The organism is Beggiatoa leptomitoformis (assembly GCF_001305575.3).
In the GTDB taxonomy this organism is placed as follows: Bacteria; Pseudomonadota; Gammaproteobacteria; order Beggiatoales; family Beggiatoaceae; genus Beggiatoa; species Beggiatoa leptomitoformis.
Genome location: NZ_CP012373.2, coordinates 3,966,435 through 3,986,736, shown reverse-complemented (window position 1 = coordinate 3,986,736; position 20,302 = coordinate 3,966,435). Strand labels below are relative to the sequence as shown.

General features: G+C 38.7%; 17 protein-coding genes. 6 read left to right on the top strand and 11 right to left on the bottom strand.

Translation table 11 applies throughout. The features are described 5' to 3' along the window. Nucleotides 1-18 precede the first annotated feature (18 nt). The 3 genes from AL038_RS17000 to AL038_RS18985 all read left to right on the top strand — a co-directional run bounded on the left by AL038_RS17000 (nucleotide 19) and on the right by AL038_RS18985 (nucleotide 1,032). On the top strand, nucleotides 19-333 hold the full coding sequence (locus AL038_RS17000; RefSeq protein WP_062154850.1) for a hypothetical protein: 315 nt from the start codon (nucleotides 19-21) through the stop codon (nucleotides 331-333). Between the two features lie 39 nt (nucleotides 334-372). After that, on the top strand, nucleotides 373-657 hold the full coding sequence (locus tag AL038_RS16995) for a hypothetical protein (RefSeq protein ID WP_062154848.1): 285 nt from the start codon (nucleotides 373-375) through the stop codon (nucleotides 655-657). A gap of 117 nt (nucleotides 658-774) precedes the next feature. After that, nucleotides 775-1,032 carry a transposase gene (locus AL038_RS18985; protein ID WP_083991569.1) on the top strand — a complete coding sequence of 86 codons (258 nt, stop codon included), beginning with the start codon at nucleotides 775-777 and terminating at the stop codon, nucleotides 1,030-1,032. Nucleotides 1,033-1,618: 586 nt separating this feature from the next. On the opposite strand, the gene AL038_RS16980 is transcribed toward AL038_RS18985, so the two are convergent. The 7 genes from AL038_RS16980 to AL038_RS16950 form a co-directional block, all read right to left on the bottom strand. After that, the gene (locus AL038_RS16980) at nucleotides 1,619-2,545 is read right to left on the bottom strand and encodes a type II secretion system protein N (protein ID WP_062154846.1); all 927 of its coding nucleotides are present in this window, start codon (nucleotides 2,543-2,545) and stop codon (nucleotides 1,619-1,621) included. Nucleotides 2,546-2,575: 30 nt separating this feature from the next. Further along, a complete protein-coding gene (ftsW, locus tag AL038_RS16975) occupies nucleotides 2,576-3,706 on the bottom strand; it encodes a putative lipid II flippase FtsW (protein ID WP_062154843.1) in 1,131 nt (376 codons plus the stop codon). Between the two features lie 98 nt (nucleotides 3,707-3,804). Then, nucleotides 3,805-4,983, bottom strand: coding sequence for an MFS transporter (locus AL038_RS16970; protein WP_062154841.1), 1,179 nt, complete (start codon nucleotides 4,981-4,983; stop codon nucleotides 3,805-3,807). A gap of 21 nt (nucleotides 4,984-5,004) precedes the next feature. Beyond that, nucleotides 5,005-5,385 carry a gamma-butyrobetaine hydroxylase family protein gene (locus AL038_RS16965; RefSeq protein ID WP_474117481.1) on the bottom strand — a complete coding sequence of 127 codons (381 nt, stop codon included), beginning with the start codon at nucleotides 5,383-5,385 and terminating at the stop codon, nucleotides 5,005-5,007. 78 nt (nucleotides 5,386-5,463) lie between these two features. Beyond that, on the bottom strand, nucleotides 5,464-7,077 hold the full coding sequence (locus tag AL038_RS16960) for a cyclic peptide export ABC transporter (RefSeq protein ID WP_062154838.1): 1,614 nt from the start codon (nucleotides 7,075-7,077) through the stop codon (nucleotides 5,464-5,466). Between the two features lie 10 nt (nucleotides 7,078-7,087). Next, complete coding sequence (locus tag AL038_RS16955) at nucleotides 7,088-8,368, bottom strand: C45 family autoproteolytic acyltransferase/hydrolase (RefSeq protein ID WP_062154837.1); 1,281 nt, start codon at nucleotides 8,366-8,368, stop codon at nucleotides 7,088-7,090. Nucleotides 8,369-8,537: 169 nt separating this feature from the next. Then, nucleotides 8,538-12,464 (bottom strand): mechanosensitive ion channel domain-containing protein, encoded by a 3,927-nt coding sequence (locus AL038_RS16950; RefSeq protein ID WP_062154836.1) that lies wholly within the window; start codon nucleotides 12,462-12,464, stop codon nucleotides 8,538-8,540. Between the two features lie 741 nt (nucleotides 12,465-13,205). Here AL038_RS16950 and AL038_RS16945 point away from each other — a divergent pair. Then, entirely contained in the window at nucleotides 13,206-15,350 is a 2,145-nt protein-coding gene (locus tag AL038_RS16945; RefSeq protein ID WP_062154835.1) for a TonB-dependent receptor plug domain-containing protein, read from the top strand. A gap of 354 nt (nucleotides 15,351-15,704) precedes the next feature. On the opposite strand, the gene AL038_RS16940 is transcribed toward AL038_RS16945, so the two are convergent. The 4 genes from AL038_RS16940 to lexA form a co-directional block, all read right to left on the bottom strand. Next, nucleotides 15,705-16,871, bottom strand: coding sequence for a hypothetical protein (locus AL038_RS16940; protein WP_145917126.1), 1,167 nt, complete (start codon nucleotides 16,869-16,871; stop codon nucleotides 15,705-15,707). A gap of 14 nt (nucleotides 16,872-16,885) precedes the next feature. Continuing rightward, nucleotides 16,886-17,137: a hypothetical protein gene (locus AL038_RS16935; RefSeq protein ID WP_062154832.1), complete on the bottom strand. Its 252-nt coding sequence runs from the start codon at nucleotides 17,135-17,137 to the stop codon at nucleotides 16,886-16,888. A gap of 40 nt (nucleotides 17,138-17,177) precedes the next feature. Next, nucleotides 17,178-17,570, bottom strand: a complete 393-nt coding sequence (locus tag AL038_RS16930; RefSeq protein ID WP_062154830.1) for a hypothetical protein — start codon at nucleotides 17,568-17,570, stop codon at nucleotides 17,178-17,180. 92 nt (nucleotides 17,571-17,662) lie between these two features. Continuing rightward, nucleotides 17,663-18,268, bottom strand: a complete 606-nt coding sequence (gene lexA, locus AL038_RS16925) for a transcriptional repressor LexA (RefSeq protein ID WP_062154828.1) — start codon at nucleotides 18,266-18,268, stop codon at nucleotides 17,663-17,665. 367 nt (nucleotides 18,269-18,635) lie between these two features. On the opposite strand from lexA, the gene AL038_RS16920 reads away from it, so the two are divergent. Further along, nucleotides 18,636-19,436 (top strand): energy transducer TonB, encoded by an 801-nt coding sequence (locus tag AL038_RS16920; RefSeq protein WP_083991568.1) that lies wholly within the window; start codon nucleotides 18,636-18,638, stop codon nucleotides 19,434-19,436. A 12-nt stretch (nucleotides 19,437-19,448) separates the two neighbouring features. After that, complete coding sequence (locus AL038_RS16915) at nucleotides 19,449-20,270, top strand: MotA/TolQ/ExbB proton channel family protein (protein ID WP_083991567.1); 822 nt, start codon at nucleotides 19,449-19,451, stop codon at nucleotides 20,268-20,270. Nucleotides 20,271-20,302 lie beyond the last annotated feature (32 nt).

The window sequence follows — 20,302 nt, the reverse complement described above, 5'->3', positions numbered from 1 at the left end:
GATATAAGGGGATAAAACATGGGTATTTTTTCCCTCTTTTCGGGTGTTTTTTCTGATCTTAAATTTAGAAAAGATATCCAAACTTTTAAAACTAATTTTCCAGATGCTAGCCAAACTAGCACAATGAATTTTATAGATATTACTAGAGCGGGAAAAGAAATAGCAAAATATCATGACTTTGATGAGTTTCCACCTGAGTCTATACGGAAAAAGTTTTCTTCTGCTGAGAAGAAAGTTTTTTTAGCTTATGAAAAGCGATTCGAAAATGATTCTCCTCCTGATATGTACCATACTATTCGAGAAGTAGAGCAGCAATATGGAAGAAAGTTTTAGTATTTTTTTAACTCTGGAACAGAACATTAGGAGAGTAGCATGAATTTCCTTGACTCACATGATCCCGCTGTTTGGTATATGAATGGCTATAATGATGCCAAAAATGGGAAACAAAAATTTGGCATGTTCTTTCTTCCTGGTACCAAAAGAATCAAGGAGGCATACAATAGAGGATACCAAGATGCCAAAAACGGAAATATTGATGTTCAATACATGTACCAAAAAACTGACTCTGAAAGGTTTATGGAAGTTTTAAAGAATATTAATAGCCAAGAGTCCCTCTCAGATAGAATAGCAGAAAAACTTACCAAGTTTATTTCCTAACTTGGTGCTCCAGCCGACCACTTTGCGTAGTGCTGGGTTTATCAATATCTTTTGTAGATACCGATTTGAAGTCTAGTATCAAATGTATAAAGATAAACAAAACAGAATCCAAGCAAAATGAGTTCTTATTCAAGTAGTCTGAATGATGCAGAGTGGGCAGTCATTGAATTCCTATTAAATGATTACCCAAGAAAAAGCAAACCTGTTCTCAGAAATGGGACAATCGCCTTCTGTTTGATGCCATGCTTTCAGCTCAAAAATGGCTGTCATTGGGTCGACCTTCCCAAAGACTTCCCACCGTATTCAACAGTCTATTGGCATTACAAACAATGGCCAATGGCGCGCTTACATGAAAACCACCGCACGCAAACCTGATTAGGGTGGATTCCCAAGCGGTGAAAAATACCTGTCTCGCGAGCTGTCAAAGTGAGGGCTTTTGCTTTTACAAAGCCACTGATGGTATTAAAAGACATTTAGCCGTGGATAGTTTATTTCCTTTGTTTACACATTGAACAAAAGCCAATATCAGTGATGATGTCGGTTTGATTGAGATGTTCGGATAGGCCCTTAGATGCGCCTGAAACGACAATTCTCTTAGACAATGGCTATGACTCAGAACGTATTTTGGAAGAGTTAGGATTTATCCTGAAATTATGGATAAAAACGAGTTTGAGCCCCTCTAAGCAAGAAAAGTTAGCGCAAGGTAAAACAGGCTTTGAGCCCGTTAAAGCAAGAGAACGTTCTAATGCTTGGGTAGAGCGATGTAGGTCGTTGGTTAAGAACTTTGAACGGACTCTTGAGAATGCTAATGCTAAACTCAAACTGTTTTTTATCAGACTTCTGATTAAACGGCTCGCTTCTTTTTAAAGACTTCAAATCGGTTCTATATTCGGTGCGCCGCGTAAAGTGTAAGCTGAGCTTAGCCCAGTAATTCGGTAAATTCTGGTTCAGACAATTTTTCTCATGGTTCTATTCGAAAGGATAAATCAACGGGTTGTCCATTGCGCAACACTTTAATGGCTATTTGGTCAACCGTTGCTAATTGTTGCATTAAACCCAGTCCTGTTAGGGGCGAATCTAAAACTGTTCCATTAACTTCGGTTAAAACATCGCCCATTTGTAAACCAAACTTTTCAAAAACATTGGCATCATCGCCCGGTTTTAAGCGTAAACCGATAAATTGTCCGTTATCGTATGCAGGAATGGCTTTAACCAATTTCATCAATGCGGCAGGATTGGTTTTTAATTGTTGTTGATACCCACCTAATAATTTTTCAGGCGAAAGGGTATTACTGCTATTGTCGGTTGTGGTGGTTGTGGGTAATGGTGGCGGGGAAATAACGGTTGTGTTATTGCTGTTACTGGGTGTTATTATTTTGTTATCGGTAGAACTATTTAATAATCTTAAGGTTTCATAGCGTCCATTGCGCATTAAGATAACGTATTTTGCATGAATTTGATGTAAAGTCACCCCTGAAGGCAATACTTCATCTATTTTATAATGTCCTGTTTTATCTGCTTTATCAGGCGTTGCAATCATGGCGTAGGATAATTGCGGATTTTCATCGTTAAAATAAATTCCATGCAGTTTCAAATTTAAGGGGGTATCGGGTGGCGTTGTATTTAATGCGGGTTGTTCGGTCATAACCAATTGTCCAAACAGACCAGACAAGGGTTCTACAGATAAGGGCTGCGGTTTGACAGGTGATGTTGTCGTTGTCATTGCCATGCGTGGAATGGGCAATGTTTTAATCGTTTGTTTATCAATTAAATAGAGAGCCAGTTGTACCACTGCATAACCAATAATGGCAGATAGAATTAAGTTTACTATCACTGCTAGGCGTGGCGACAGGAGGAAAGAAAAGGCAGGAAATAACGTTTTGGTCATGCGGAAAACCTTAAATAATCTGTTTAAAAACTAGGAAAATTTGAGTCGTTTCGCTTCATAATCAATTCGTAGCAAAAACCCCAACATCATGCAATTGACTATCATGCTAGACCCCCCATAGCTCATTAACGGTAGCGTTAACCCTTTGGTTGGCAATAAACCCAAATTTACCCCCATGCTGATACTGGTTTGAATCGCAAAACATAAGCCAATTCCATACGCAATATAGGCTGCGTAGTACATTCCATGCCGTTCTGCATTTAGTGCAATTGCAAAGGTGCGATGAATGAGGAATACAAATAAACCAATCACGATTAATACGCCAAATAAACCAAACTCTTCAGCCAAAATGGCGAATAAAAAATCGGTATGTGCTTCAGGTAGGTAGGTGAGTTTCTGCACACTTAGACCTAATCCCACACCAAAAAGTTCACCGCGCCCAATCGCAATAAGTGCTTGTACCAGTTGAAAACCCTTATCAAAAGGGTCGGCCCACGGATTCATAAAGCTGGTGAGCCGTTGAATACGATAGGGTGCAATAATCATTAATAATACAAGGGCAAAGGATACAACTACAATCCATGAGGTAAATTGGCGTAACGGAACGCCTGCTAGAAATAACATGCCAAGCACTGTTCCAAACAAGACGACTGTCGCGCCATAGTCAGGTTCAAGCAGTAATAAACCTGTAATAATACAAACAATTGCCATCGGTTTTACAAAGCCGCTAAGCGATTCTTGCACCTCGTGACTACGACGGATTAAATAGCCTGAAACGAATAAAATCATAAATAATTTCATTGGTTCAGAGGGTTGAATACTCATAAAGCCTAGACTAAACCAGCGCATACTGCCATTCACTTCATGACCAATACCGGGAATCACAACCAGTAATAACATGAGCATTCCTGAAAATAAAAGCGGAATACTGGTTGTTTGCCACCATTTTAAGGGAATTTGTATCGTTATTACCGTTAGAATTAAGGCAATTATGATATAAACCAGTTGTCGCCAGAAAAAATATAGCGGTTCGTTAAATTGCATGACAGCGATATTAATCGATGTCGATGCAACCATCAGTAATCCCAGCAAAAGCAAGGCAGTACTGCTTAAAATAAGTGGGTTATCATATTGAAAATGATGGGGTTGAAGCCGTGCCATAGGTTGCTTTGGTTTTTATTTTCTTAAGCGATTAAAAGGAGATAAATACATTGTTTAAATCAGCTAATTCAAACGGTTTTTAATTAAAAAGCAGGTGTTTATCTAGCAGGTTGGCGATAAATCCGTAACATAATTATCAGTAATCCTGCCACACTTGCCCAAAATACAACGGGCAGTAAGGGCAATAGTGTTTGTATTTCTGTGGTTTCTTGCCAGCCTGATAGTGACAAACCAATCCGCAAAAAGGCGGCCATTGCTAACATAGAAGACCATAATCCTAAAATCATTCCTTCTTTGCCCGTTTTGCCTAAATTTAATGCAGCAGTGATACCCGCAATAAACATACTGCCCCAAAATCCACCCATAAAAAATTGCGCAATGAGTAATTGCGTTAAAGTTGTCGCAATGGTTGCAAAAAATGCACATCCTGCGGCAAGAACACTTACCCCGATTAAAACAGGAAAAACACCCAGCCGTTTGATTAATAAACCCATAGGAAAAATTAATAAATTGAACCCTATCCAAAAAATAGGCAATAAATACGGCAATTCAGCTTTACTGACAAACTGTAAAAGTTGCGGTGTGCCATTAAATGCAGAATGAACCTGAAAACCAATGCCTGCACATAAATAAGCGATAATAAATAACATAACTGGGGGAACGGGTAAAACAGGTGATGGGGTACTTGTCGCTGTCGTTGCTTGTCGTTGCAACCATTTTTCTACATAAACTAATCCGCTGATAGCTAATAATAAAGTGATGCTACTGATAAAAAAAGGAATGCGCGGGTCTATCGTCGTTAAGTACATGCCCAAATAAGGAGCGATAGAACCCGCAACAGCTAAGCCCACAGATTGCAACGCAATTGCCATCGGTAACTGGGGTTTAGCCGTGTATTTACCCAATAATACCAAGAGAGGCACGCGCAAGGCAGAAGAACTAATGACCCAAATAAATAATAAAACCAATAGCCCTGTTGCACTTAATCCTTGCGGAATGGCTAAAAAGGCGACACAAGAAACCAGACTAAATTTTAATATCACCCCACCCAATTTGCCCACTGCACGTTGTACTTTATCCGCAGCAAAGCCTAAGCCTATATCCATAAAAATAAAAGTTAATTGGTCACACAATAAAATCCAACGTAACCATTGGCTATCAATACCTGCTTGCATCAGCAACTGTGGCAGATAAATCACATATATCGTCCATGTACTGGCAAATAAAAATTGAATAACAGCAAGATATAACGCGGCAGTATAGGGGATGGGAGGCATTATATTTCTCAAGCATGATGCTTAATGTTTAAGCGTAACCGCAAAACGACTTTTGCCCGCTTTTTCTAACGCGGCCAAATAAGTTGTCCATAATGATGACTGATTTATACCCAAATGATATAACCAATCCCAAGAATAAATGCCCGTGTTATGTCCATCATCAAAAAATAAAATAACCGCATACGTTCCAACAGGTTCAATTTTTTCAATATTGACTGCCGCTTTTTCCACTTGTAACACCGCTTGTGCTTCAGTATGTCCACGCACCTCCGCAGAAGGAGAAAAAACGCGCAAAAATTCACAAGTAAAATCAAAATGCTCACCTGATTCAAAAGTGATTTCTAAATGTTTAGATTTTTGATGCAACTTAATATCGGTAGGAATAGGCATTGCTCTTGACACAATAAAACTCCGTAACATATTGTAAAACATTGTTTATATAACAAACATAATCAAACCAAAATAAGACAGGATTCGCCATTATGGATAAGCAACCAATTTGCCATAATCCATTTTTACTACTCTATCAGCAAGATGGAAATATTTATCGTCGTGGGTAACGGCAATCACGGTTTTACCATTGGTTTTTAACGTTTGCAATAAGGTTTCATAAAAATATTGTCTAAAATTCGGGTCTTGGTCTGCGGCAAACTCATCTAAAATGAGTATGGGCTTGTCCTCTAACAAGGTGATTAATAATGCCAACCGTTTCCGCTGTCCTGTGGATAAATTAAGATTGGTAAATTGTCCATTAATAAAGCGTGGTTTATCATTCAATTCTAATTCAGCCAATAACGCATGAACTCTTTTCTCGTCAATATTATCTAAGCCATACAAATGGTTAAATAAATGGAAATCGGTAAAAATCGTAGAAAATAATTCCCGATAATTATAATAATGCGTCCGTTCGATAAGTTGTTGGTCCAGTTGAATCGTTCCTTCACTTGGATAATACAATCCTGTCAATACCTTAAGTAAAGTTGATTTACCGCTCCCATTACCACCCACAATAAATAAAATCTCGCCTTGTTGAAGACTTAAGTTAATATTTTGGATAAAAAAAGATTCACTTCCATCTACATTTTTATAAGAAAAGCTAACATCGGTTAGTTGCAGACTATTAAATGTTGTAAATGGGGCAAAATCGCGTTCTTGACTGTCTAAATGACTTTCAATTTTATCTTCTAACGCATAAATATTCTTAATTGTAATATTCGCTAAGTTTAACGTTGGAATATAAAACACCGTCACTGTTAAGGGTCCCATAATAAACAATGAGGTTGCGACTACCTTAAATACTTCGCCAGAATAACTTTCAAAAAACGCAGGAATAACAAAAATTAACAACGCAATCAGGATATAAAAAGACAAGCGAACAAATGTCATCAAGGTCACTTCAACATACGTTGCTTCAATTTTCGCACTCTCTGCGAGACATGCAACTTTTTGCAAATGCTCAAAAACAGCATTACTTTTCTTATAATTAAATTTTAACTCTTTAAAACCATTTAAAATATTTCCGACAGATTCAAATAATAAGGTTTGTTGTTTAGCAACAATACTATGTTTTTCTTTCGCTTTATAATTATTAAGTACATGGATAGGAATACTAATACCTAAGAGGATAATCGCCATTAATAGACTTAAGGGGGAAATAAATAATAAATAACATAGACTAATCAATACAACAAATAGTGATTGAATAGCCAGACTCATTTGTAATGAAATTTGTGAAATTAAACTGGTTTGTTGCGTGATTTGTGCGTAAAAGTCGGATTGTCCACTTTCCTCAATAAAACGCAGTTCACAATGGCGGATTTTGTCGGTTAAACGTACACGAATTTTGCGCACAATTTCTTCAATTAACGTTGTTGTGCGTATCATCAAATAACGTTGTGTATAAGCAAATATTCCAAAAGCAATAACATAGAGGACAAATAGTTGTACTTCAAAAACACTATTCGCCACTTGTTCTGCGGCAATATTGATAATTGCTAATAACATGCTATTGGCAAAACCTGCAATTATTCCAACCGTTATAACTCGATGAATTGGAATATTTGTTTCTTGTCTAAAAAATTGAATAATTTCCATAAAGTGTTTCCTACCAGCGGATGCGAGCAACCCAAAACATAATGGCAACCATGCTTAAAAATAACGCAATGATAAAAATATAATCCGTTTGTGTCAGCGATAGATAAGATTCTGGGGTAGCGACAAGATTATCAATATCGGCAAACAAGGGATATTCAGGCGGTTCAGCCGTTTTGTCAGTTTGATTATAAAGAAATAAACGCCGTGTTTTCGGTTCAAAAACCATTGATTGTAAGGTATTTTTTGTAAAAATGGCTTCTGATGGTATATTTTCTTGATTGCGCATAATTTGCATTATTTGTAGCGCATTAGCAGGTGTTTCGGGGCTAAAATTTGCGAGGCTGTCAAATTGGTTCCAACGGGCGCGGTCTGCCATGTCAATACAATTTGCAGGGGAATCGCGGTGGACAAAACAATTTAAAACCGCCAATTGTTGCGGGTTATGCCAAGGCATTTCGGTTTGTAGGGGGCTGTCTGCTTGGCGAATTTGTGTGGTATTTGAGTATTCTAAGACATTAATATTTTTAGGGTCAGCGAGTAGTATATTGTGGGGTGAGTAATAGATATCGTGAATTAATAGACTCGTCGCTTGCCCAATATTTTTACCCGTTTCTAGGGCTTTACGCAGCATAAACGTTGCTGATTGTTTTACTAATTCGTCAACATCATCAACCAGATTGTTACCCCCTGCACTGAAATAACCAACATAAAGCCCATCGCTGTTAAAGCCTGAAATAACCCCTAAATAACCAGCAAAACCAATATTAACAACCGTATTTAGCGGATTTTTATAAACCGTAATTGCTTGTAAAGCACGTAATGCGTCGTTGGGTTCTATCTCTACATTTCTGCCAATAATTGGTGTTTGTAATCCGTTTAAATCACCAAATACGCCTAATCCAGAACCATTTATGACGTTATTTTTATCAAAAATGTGTTGAAACGCCCATAATTCATCAAAAGAGAGTTTTCCGTCTCCCAGTTGGTTATTGGCGGTGGAAACGACGATTGTCGCAAGTCCTTCTAATTCATCTTGATAGGCTTTAGGAATTTTTACTCGAAAGTTTTTTATGTTGGCTAATAATGTTTGATAAGTAGATGTATCAAAGTGACTTGCAAGTAATTTGTCCACCTGCGCGCCAAAATCAGGAATTTTGTCTAAAATCCCCTTACCTAATTCGATACCAACGTCTTGCCCATTTTTATGTTGTGTATCAACGTGAAACACGGGTACAGCCCATGCGGTGTGTAGGAATAGACTAAAAATAATAGCGGTAATAAGTCGTTGCATAGTGATGCGGTCTAGTGTTGTGAGCTTGAATTTCGGAAGTTTCCGTTGTTGGGAGTGCTAAACGCAGATTTCCCCCTGAATCCCCCATTAACGGGGGAAAGATTAAGTTTAGCTACTGTCCTTATTGCTTCAGCACTACCCAAATGTTAGGGGATGGTAGCCTACGCGCTTATGTTGGGTCTTTTTGTATCACAATTCCCATGCGTTGTGGCATTTTAATACCTGCGTTATCAAATAGCTTTTTGATACGACGACGGAATTCGCGGGCAACGCCAAATTGTTCATCAGGTAGGGCTTTAATCCAAAGTTGATACCGTACTGCATAATCGTCAAATTCGTTAATGCCCCGAATAGTCATGGCTAAAATTAATCGTTTTAGCTTTTCGTCTGATTTCATTTCATCAATGGTTTGTTGTAGATAGGTAAATACTTGTTCTGTCGGAACTTCATAAGGCACGGGAATCTCAATATTAATCGCTTCCCAACCGCGCACATGGTTATAAACATGGTCAATACTACCATTTGGAAAGTAGTGTGTGCGTCCTAATGTGTCACGAACGATAGTTAAGCGTGGTGTTACACGTTCTACATTGCCTGTGACATGGTCTATTGTGACTAAATCACCTGTTTTAAATTGATTTTCTAGGAGAATAAAAAAGCCTGAAAAGAAATCGCTGACTAAACGTTGCGCCCCAAAAGCGATGGCTAAACCAAGTATTCCTGCTGAGGCAAGTAGGGGCAACACATCCACATTCACGGCTTTAAACATGTAAATCACGGATAAAACAACAACCAGAATTGTCCACGCGGTGCTGAATACGTGGAATAGAATTTTTACGCGCTCTTCGCGTTCTTTTCGTAAATTGGGGTCTTCATCAGGATGGCTGGCGCGTGAAATTGTCCGTTTTCCAAATAAATACATGATTTTAATAGAAAGAAATGCGATAAATGGAATTAAAACGAGCCATCCTAAGGTTCTTACAGTCGCCCAATTGAGTTCTGTTAAACGGTCTTCACGTAGAGGGTTAATTTCCCCTGTTAATAATTGGTTGCGTTCATTTTGGCTTAAGGGTGTATCCGTTGCCTTGGTTATTTTATCTAAGACACTGGCAGGAAACCCTGTTAATTTATAAATTTGTCGTTGTAATTCTTGTTGTTTGGATTCTAAGCCTGCAACTTCTTCCTTGAGTTTACCAACTTCAGTATCAATCCCCCCCAATTCTACCCGTTGTTGGCGAATATCAGTCAACCATGCACGATAGCCCAATACTTTGACAAATGGCTCAAGTAATTTATTAACTAACAATACTTTACTTTCATATAAGGCTTGTTCATCTACACCTAGCGGTAGCTTTGGCAACTCATTAACTTCTAAACTAATATCTGTCCGTTCTTTTAATTCACTGAGCAGATTTGTCGTTTTGGCGGGAAAGAAGACCGTTTTAACTTTGGTTTGTTCAACATCAAATTGGGTTTCGGCAACATTGAGGGTATTACGTACCTGTTGTTCTAATTCTTCAAACATTGGGCGACGGGCTTCTGCCAATTTAATTAATGCTTGTGTACGTTTTTTACGTTCCTCTAAGTTATTGTATTGGTATTCTAAACTAATCAAGCGTTCATAATAACCATAAAGTAATTGGTCAAGTTCTTCTGTATGTTTGCCAACAATGCCACCCAAGAATTTTTCATATAAATCGCGGTCAGCTTCAATCCGTTGGGATACTTCTCGTTCATGTTTGTTTTTTTCAAATTCTTCCATCGTTTTAACGTCGGGCGGCGTGTAATTATTTTCTAAGCCTAAGCGTTCTTGTAACTGTCCTATTTGTTGTGCCAAGCTGTCCCGCCATGTTTGCAATGGCTTTAAGTAGCCTTCATACAATGTGTTAGCTGTTATGCTGTCTCGTTGTTTTTGTAAACTGGTTAATTCCGTTTCCAGCGTCGTAATCGCTGTTTGTAATGTCAGCACTTGTTCACGTGAGACCCATGTTTTAATGGTTGGCGGTAAGGTTTCTTGGGCTATTTCCCCTTGACTGGCTTTTGTTTGTAATAATGTCGCGCTACCCCATGCCCGCCGTGCAAGGCTTAATTGTTCTTCCAAGCGTTGTAATAAGGTCTTAACTTTTTGTTCATGTTCTGTTAATTGTGTTAAAACAGTTTGCCGTAATTCGCGCCATTCTTGCACGGTGCGTAAATAACGCACGACAGTTTTTTCCATTTGTGTTTGAGCGGTTTCTATGGCCTCTTCGGTTATTGTTTGGCGTTTAGCTGGTGCAGTTGGTGCGGGGGTGGCTTCAACAGTCGGCGTTGTAGCAGATACGGTGGGAGAAACGGTTGTTGTCGTGGATGTGGTGGTGGTTGCATTGGTCGTTGTAGGCGTTGTGTCTGTCGTGGTCTTTACGCTACTGCTGGTTGTTGGGGTATCTGTAACCGCAACTTGTTTTACGGGGGGGTCTAGGTGTATGTTTTGTTCGCTATACCATTGTGTAAATTCTTGTTCTCGCTTTATATTGTCTAAAGCAACGGGGTCTTTATGTCCTGTCAAGGCTTTCATGTTTTTTTCTAAGGCTTGACGACTTTTGTCTGTTTCTAGTGTTTGTGTTTCTGCTTGTTTTTGTATGTCGACTATTTGGGTTAACGTCCCTTGAAAACTACTAATGAGTTCGTCATTCGTCAGTTTTTCTACTTCTTTTAAAAACGCAACCCATTCTTTTTCCCATTCTAAGTGTTTTTCTCCTGTAACAACGATAGTTTTTGCCTCAGTTAATGCCGTATTTGCATCTTCTAACTGCTTTTTAAGCGTATCGGCGAGTGCCATAAAGTTTGTCTGTTGGGTTTTAAACATGTCGGCTTGACCACGAACAACCGTCACGGTTTCTTGAATAACCTCTTGTGTAATGGCTTCAGGCAGCACGGTTTTTTGACCACTTTCGGTCTGGCTTAAACTTTGAATAACTTCTGTTAAAACAACTAACTCAATACCTTCTTTTAGTAGTTTATCTGCTTGCTCAGTGTCCTGTCCTAATTTGCCAGACAGTTCTTGTAACGTTGTATTAATGGTATTTAACTCAGCAAATTGTTGTTCACGAAAGGTTTGATTTGCTTGTGCAATTAATAAATTCTGCTTGGCTTCTTGTAGGCTTTTAACGGGTTCATCTGTGACCGTGAATTGTGAGGAATCGGGGGGAGTCGCTTTTTCTAATGCAGTTTGTTGTGCAGTCAAGCCCGTTACTTTTTCAGTCAGTAACTTAGTTTGTTCGTTCAGAATGCCAACCGTTGTATTCCATGTATTAAAACGGGTGTTAAAAAAGGCAATCAAATCTGTTAATTGTCGAGAATTAAAGTCTTTGCGCCATTCTGCACGTTGACTGGCTTCTTGTAATTGTTCAACGGCTTTTTTAGATGCAGTTTCTACTTGTGTTTGCTGTTCTGCCAGCGTTTTTAATTGCGTTTCACTGTCAGCAATAATTACTTCGTCTCGTGCGGCTTGCGCTTGCCATTGGTTGACCTTTTCTAATAAAACGGGTTGTTCATTATTAGTAAGTGATTTTAATACATTATCAGGTACTTGTTCGGTCGTTAGTTCTCCTGTTTCTTTGCGCGCTATTAACGCTGTGGCTAACGGTAAATATTTAGTCTGTGCATCAGCTAATAATTTATTTTCATTGGCCAATTTTAAGGCAACTTCTTGATGTTTTTTCGTCAACCCTTGCAAACTTTTTAATAAAACACTGAGCTGTTGTAATGCTGTTAATTGAGTTTCATGTGCTTTTACAAATAATTGCGCTTGCTCAGGGTCAGTAATAATGTCGGTAACAGGGGGAAGAGAGGGAAGTTTAAACGCCGTTTTTTCAACTGTTTTAGCTTCTATTTCTTGTGTGAGGGTTTTTTCTTGTTCAACTAGTTCAGTAAGGTGTGCATGAATAGCCGTTAACGCATTGACTGCCACATTCGTGTGTTCTAATAAAATTTCTTTTGATAATTGGTTTAAATCCTCATCAGGTGTTGCTGTTATCGTGGGTGGTTCTACGGCAAGTGTCTGTGATACTGAGATACTGAGTAACAATATCCCTAGATAATGGGCTAGTTTATACATAGTTCATCCTTTGAAGCAGTAACAGAGAGAAAAAGCTTTTTTAATTTCTTTAGTTTTTACAACGTGGTCACTCTCACGTATGCAACCATCTAGCCACTTTTTTGGTTAAAGAAACTATTTTTAATAGTTTTTCAAAAAAAGCAACCTTTTAGTCGATTATTATTATAGAAAACGATTTTTATAGCGTTATAATCCATTCATTATTTAGTTAAAAGTAATCAACGGTTGTATGAAAAAAAATCATGTTTTTCTAAAAATGACAGGGCATAAATCAAATAAGTTTTTTTAATTATCACGTTGTTTTATAAATTATTTCCTTAAAAACGCTCATATTTTCTCATAATGGAGGGTATTTTATAAAGCGTGATGATAAAAAATAATATATTTAAAACCTACAAAACAGTTGGTTTGTAATGATGATTTTTATTGTTAATCGAAGTCATGAAGTGATTTCATTTTAACTTTATGTAAAAAATTATAATTTATATTTTAAAAGATAACTTTTACATTTTTTTCTATAAAAATAACCGCATAATTAATTTATTGATTATAAAAATAATTAAGCATAACGCTCAGTTTTTTCATGATTTTTGCATATTCTATTTATGTTCATTGTTTGTCTAGCAGGGGTAAATACATCAGAATTGCAGATTTTTTTGATATTCTGATGTACTTTAAACGAAATTTAATCATTATTTACAGTTAGTTGTTGTAATAATATACTATTTTGAGAATTCAAAGATGCGTTCATCTATTACACTTATTTATCCTTTTTTACTCCTAATGGTTTTGTCACTTATTATTGTTGACAAAAATGTCTATGCAACGGATGAAGAGACGATATTAGAGATTAAACATCTTTCTTTAGAAGAATTGATGGAGGTAGAAGTTACCAGTATTGCAACAGGTACGACACAAGAAATTAATAAAGCCCCAGCAACAACAACGGTGATTACCGCGAGTGATATAGCCGCATTAGGCGCGCAAACCTTAGATGAAGTTCTTGCAACTGTCCCCGGTATTCAAGTTTCCCGCAATTTTTTTAATTATGCCCCTTATTATTCTGTGCGTGGTGTGCATAGCTCGCCTTATAACCCGCATGTGTTGATGTTACGTGATGGTATTCCTATCACTTCTTTGTATAACGGCGGGCGATTATTGACAGAAGGCAGTACTCCTATTCGTGACTTGGCGCGGATTGAAATTATTCGTGGACCGGGGTCTGCTATGTATGGCGCAGATGCGTTTTCTGCGGTGATAAATCTTATTACTAAAAGTGCGGCTGATATTAATGGAACTGAAGCAGGTGCGCGGATTGGCAGTTTCGATACTTATGAAACATGGTTATTACATGGTGATAAATGGCGGGGAATAGAGACTAGTTTTTCTCTGCAATACCGTGATACTGATGGCGATAAAAGTCTTGTTCAAGAAGATTTTTACTCTCAAATCGATAAACTCTATGGCACAAAAAGCTCTCTTGCACCGGGTAGTGTAAGCCGTAGCGAGGAAGCATTAGACCTGCAATTAGGTTTAAGCACCGTTCGTTGGCAATGGCACGGTGGGACAAAAATTCGGCGCAATTTGGGTAATGGCATGGGGATATTACAAAGTGTTGACCCAGAAGGACGTTATCAAAGTGACCAAATTTATACGGATTTAACCTACCAAATTCCAACTAAAACAGATGACTGGGAAGTTAGTGTGCAAGGGAATTACCATCAGCAACGATGGCACGCAGATAAATTGTTGCTAGTCGCCCCTGCGGGTGCGTTGGGTTATTACGATGGCATTAGCGCGAATGTAGGCACGAGCGAAGTACAAAGCCGTTTCAATCTCAACGCATTTTATAAAGGGTGGCAACAACACCTCATCCGTCTTGGAATGGGGTATCAATATGGTGATTTATATAATGTTACTGATGTAAGAACGTATTATCCTGAGCTACCCGAAAAGGCCTATTTGTTAAGTTGGTCAAATTCCCCCAATAGTTTTTTGGAGTCAGGCATTCGCCAAAATTGGCACGCATTTATTCAAGATGCCTACAACTTTGCACCACATTGGGAACTAACCACAGGTTTACGTTATGATTATTATTCTGATTTTGGCACAACGTTAAACCCGCGCATAGCACTTGTCTGGCAAACAACGCCGACATTAACCAGTAAATTATTGTACGGGCAAGCCTTTCGCGCACCTGCTTTTTTAGAGCTTTATGGACGGAATAACCCAGTTTCATTGGGAAATAAAGAGTTAGAGCCAGAAACTATTAAAACCATAGAGTTAGGATTTAATTATCGCCCTGTACAAACGTTGCAAACCGATTTAAATTTATTTTATTATCAATTTGATGAAGGGATTGGATATTTACCTGTTATTCCCCCGCCTGATAATTACCCTCAAGCCTTTCTTGCACAAAACGTTGCGACGCAAAAAGGCAAAGGCTTTGAATGGCAAGTAAAATGGCAAGCGTTAGATAATCTCTTGCTCAGTGGACATTATGCGTTTCAAGATAATAAACAAACGAGTGAAACGGCTGATGAAGGGAGTATTCCACACCCTGCCCATTCTGCCTATTTCCGTACAGATTGGCTTTTCGCGCCTCATTGGAAACTGAATCTACAGGTGCAATGGACGGGTGAGCGTGAACGTATTGAAGGAGACCCACGCCCCCCCGTTGCGGACTACACGCTGACACATCTGACTCTGCACTACACCCCAGCCCCTAAGCCTTGGGAAGTCACGGCAGGAATCCGTAATGTTTTTGATGAATATGCCACAGAACCAAGTTTAGGAGTAAATACGCAAGGAATTTTACCGATTCCTTACGATTTACCATTGGAAGGACGCACTTATTTTTTAGAATTTAATTATCGGTTTCAATAACTATTGAAATAAGATATAGCAACAGTACTATAAAAAGATTAAACAGAACATCAGTAAAAAGAGCGCATCAAATTTACTCGTTATAGCTAACGCAACTTAAAAAGCAGCTTAATGTAGGGTGGAATAGCGTAGCGTATTCCACCATAAAACGCCAAAAATAGCTGAGTTTATGCAGAAAGCTTGCACTGTTGTGGAATACGGCTTGCGCCCATTCCACCCTACAATAATCATTTTAAAGTGCGTTAGCTATAAATAATTTTTAAGTGATTAATTTCGTACTTTTAACCCCAAAACTAAAAAAAAGCACCTTTTCCCACAAACAAGAAAAGGTGCAAACGGGATAAGCGGTTAATCTTATTCAGCTAATTTGTATTGTCCGTTTTCTTTACGGACTAGATGACCTTGTTCGGCTAATGCGGATAAATAATCTTTAGCAACGGGTGTTCCCATGCTGAAACGTTTTTGCAGTTGTGACAGGGTAGGCGAGCAATCACCCGTTAAAATTGCTTCAGTCACTTCTTTAAAACGGTTATCCATGCCTGTGCGGATGCCTGTATCGTAACGCCCAAGTCGATTTGTTGGTTCTGTTGCATCCGTTGCATTGTTTTCTTCAGATTCATCAATTTTTACTTTATATGCGTTGCGTTTTTTGTCGTTTATCTTGTTGCCAATGGACAAAATGGCAACGACTAACGCCGCAAATGTACCTAATACTTCCGTTGCAATAGCGGTAAAAGTAAGGATTGCCCGTTTTACTGCATCACCTTCCATATTGATTTGTTTACCTATAGCAATAAACGTGGGATTGACTATTTCTACAAGATGTTCTGCTTGGTTAAAAGTAGCCAGTTGATTGAGTAATCTTTCCCGATTAGTCATAAGGGCGCGGTATTGATTATAGTTTTCTATTTGTGCGAGATAGGGTTGCATTTCTGCCTCTATTGCTTTGAGTTGGTTACAATACTCAACTGCTCGGCTTTTAAAACTGCTCCCATTTTTATCGCGTTTGGGGGTGCAGTCGGGTTCTGCATACGCGGACATTTCTTGTTGTAGTTGTTGTAATCGTGGTTGTTGGTTTTGTGCAAGTTTTTGTTGAATGCCGACTACATCAATGCTTGCATAGCTGGCGAGCTTATCTAGTTGTGCATTGATATTGGTAAGCGATTGTTGTAAAGATTGATATTGCGGGCTTTCTTGTAAATTTTGTTTTTCGGCTTGGGCTTGTACGGTGGTAAAAAAGCCATAGGCCGCTATTAGGGAAATAACGGTTAGACAAAGCCAAATCGTCACGCTGGCAAATGCCATAAAGGGACGTTGTAAAACGACAAAGAATACAAAAGCCAGCGGTAATAAGAGAATTTTGAAGCCGTCGAAGCTGAGTCCTAAAATCACATAAATCACGCTAGATAGCGCGTCGCTGGCAAGATGCCAGTAGAAAATGGCATTACATGCCATGCCAATAGCGACAAATAAGGCAGAAAACAGCAGTGTATTTTGGCGCAGGTGTATTAGGTTCATCATTCCCCCTGACTGCTTTATTGGCTTAAAAAAGCAGCTAAGGTGTATAAACGTTGTCCGACTTCGTGAGTGTCATTTAAGCGGATGTCAACTTTAAGAAACAGCCAGAACATTAGTAATATCAGTGGAATAAAGAAATATTTAACAAATAAGCTGAGACTACTGGGACGTTGGCGAATTTTTTGTAGGGCTTTTTCTGTCTTAACCCGTCGTTTTTTAAAGCGTTGTTGTGCTGTCGTGCCGTGTGCATCGGTTAGCGTGATTCCCATAAAACCTCCTGTGTTGCGCTTCTTTAAATGATTTTCCTTGTTAATTCATCCGTTTTAGGCGTTGTGCGAGTTGGTTAAAACCGACTTGGTTTGCGGGGTTATCGCGGTTAAGGATGTAGCGTCCGTTTGTTTCGCGAAGTAGATGACCTGTTTCTACTAAACGATTTAAATAGTGTTTTGCGGTTGCGTAGGTTAAATTATAATTTTGTTTCAGTTGGTTAGGGATTGGCAGGCAGTGACGGCTTAAAATGGCTTGTTTGACGGTATTAAAACAAATGTCATCGCTGTTAATGTCGACAGGTGTCGCAAGCGTGACTTCTGGCAAGTCAGGCGTTTCAAGTTCAATAGGCAGGATAGGAGTGGGTAGGACAGCGGATAAAATCCGTTTTGCCCATGCTGTGGTGCGGTTGTGAAGGGTTTGAACAGACAACATGATGCTAACCTCGCTTGCTAAAGAGGGAAAAAATATTGTTGTGTCTTGACTATGCCGCTAACATAATCAAATACAGCGTTAATCTTGAGTTTTTACAAAATTTTATTGCTTCGAATCACGCCTACGCCTAATCCTTCAATGGCTAGGTGTTGCGTTCGTAAATCAACGATGATGGGTTGAAAATCTGGATTTTCTGGTAGTAGTTGAACTTCATGGTCTTGTTGTTGAAACCGTTTAACAGTTACTTCATTACCATCCACGCGAGCAACAACAATTTGCCCATTATTGGCTTTCTCGGTACGGTGTACTGCTAAAAAGTCACCATCTAAAATGCCTATGTCGCGCATACTCAGACCTTGCACACGCAAAAGGTAATCAGCACGCGGGTGAAATAGGGTTTCGTCTAGTTGATAACGTCCTTCTACATGTTGTTCTGCTAAGATGGGTTGTCCCGCTGCAACTCTACCAATAACGGGTAAACCAATCCCCTTAAGTAAACGAATACCTCTTGATGAGCCTGCTAATAATTCTATATAACCTTTTTTTGCAAGGGCTTGTAAATGTTGTTCGGCAGAGTTGGGGGAATTAAACCCGAAAGCGCGGGTAATTTCTGCACGAGTTGGTGGCATTCTGGTAGTATCTATTTGTTGTACAATAAATTCCCAGATTTGTCTTTGACGAGAAGTTAGTTCTTCCATAGTAAGTGGTCTCTATTTATGTGTTTATTCACATAGTGTAATTATATACATGTTTATAGATTTGTCGAATGATTTTTTAACCCGCTTTGGTTTCAACTGACAAAGTTAATACATAATAAATTGATTTATATTTATTTTTTTAAAATTCATCGCGGAGCAAATAAATGGCAAGGTTTTTGAATAGTTATTCTGCGAGTGATATAGCTCCTGAATCTTTAGGGTAGGGTGACAAGCAAGTGTTCGCGTGTCCCCTCCTTTTTTCTTTGTACTGCTTATTTACCTTTCCTGACTATCCGTTATACTGAATCACGCTGTTTTAGGCTCAACCCTTCGGTTATTTCTCATAAAACCCAATTAGTGAATAGTTATGTCATTTCTTGTAAAGACACTGAAAATGCTCATTGTCTTGTTGGTTATTCTTGCCGTACATGGGTGGATTGTTTGGAAACTGCTTTATGTTTCACAAGAAAAACGTCCATCAACGCCTGCAAAAACGTTGCAGGTAAGCTTAATTGTTCCTATACAAGCGGTTACATCACCCTCTCCTGTTATTACATCGCCGCCCGCCGCTATTCCCGTTCAACAAACGCCTCCCCCCGCTGTTGCTCCCATTCCTGCTCAACCCGCGCCAATTGTTGCTACAAAAAACAATCAAAAGCAAATAGTTATAAAAAAAATAACCAAGCCCATTAGTGAAAAAACGGAAAAAGTAGAGAAAAAAACATCACCGACGAAATCACCAGTTATAAAACCTGTCTTAGCCAACAAAACGACAGAAAATCATCTTACTGTTGATTCCTCACCTGCTGTGCCAACACCAACAGGTTTAAGTTTGTGGGCAAAATATAAAACGGCGGATTTACCTGATAGCACGCTTGGAGAAAGTTATACACCCGCAGATTATAAAGCTCAATATTTACATAATACTAAACCCGCTTATCCTTTTTTATCGCGAAAAAATAATGAGCAAGGAACGGTTTTAATGCGTGTGATGGTTAATACCGAAGGTTATGCAGAACAGGCAGAAATTAAAGAAAGTAGTGGATTTAGTCGTTTAGACCAAGCGTCTTATGCAGCCGTAATGCGTTGGCGTTATATACCTGCAAAACAGGCAGGTAAGGCAGTTACTGAATGGATTATTATCCCAATTACGTGGGAACTATATTAAGGAAAATAAAACATGTCACATTTCGGTTTTAGCGATTTTTTACAGCATGTTGCAGATAATCCAATGGCATTGAGTATTCTGCTTTTATTATTACTAATGTCCATTTTGTCATGGTACTTAATCATCACTAAATTATTAAAACTGTGGTTCGTCCATTTACAAGCACGGCGATTTCAACATTTTTTTAATACCGTAATGGTATTAGAAGAATTAATCCAATGGCTTACAACGCATAAAGCCCGCGATCCCTTTTCGCGGTTAGCATTACAAGGCGTGATTGCAGCAGCACACCATGCTGATGTGGTGACAAAACAGGTGGGTACAATTTGTACGCAAAGCGAATTTATTACCCGCGCTATGCGTCGGACAATGAATGAAGAACGCGAAAAACTAAATTCTGGCTTAAGTATTCTTGCTAGCATCAGCAGTACCGCGCCATTTGTGGGCTTATTGGGGACGGTCATGGGGATTTATGGCGCGTTAATGTCTATTAGCTCGCAGGGCAACGCGACGTTAGAAACGGTTGCAGCCCCTGTTGGAGAAGCCTTAATTATGACTGCAGTAGGGCTTACGGTAGCAATTCCTGCTGTTTTAGGTTACAACGCATTAATACGTGGAAATCGTAATTTATTTAATGAGCTAGATGGTTTTGCTCATGATTTATATGCGTATCTTAATACGGGTGTGAAAATTGATACAACCCAATTGAGTGCTTTATCTATAGAAAAAACAACCGTACAAACAAACATAAACGAACAAACCGATGGGCAAACTCCTTCCAATAATATCGTCAACACTGAAAACATGACTATAAATCAAGAAAATTCTCACTAAAACGTCTTGATAAATGAACTTAACAGCCATAA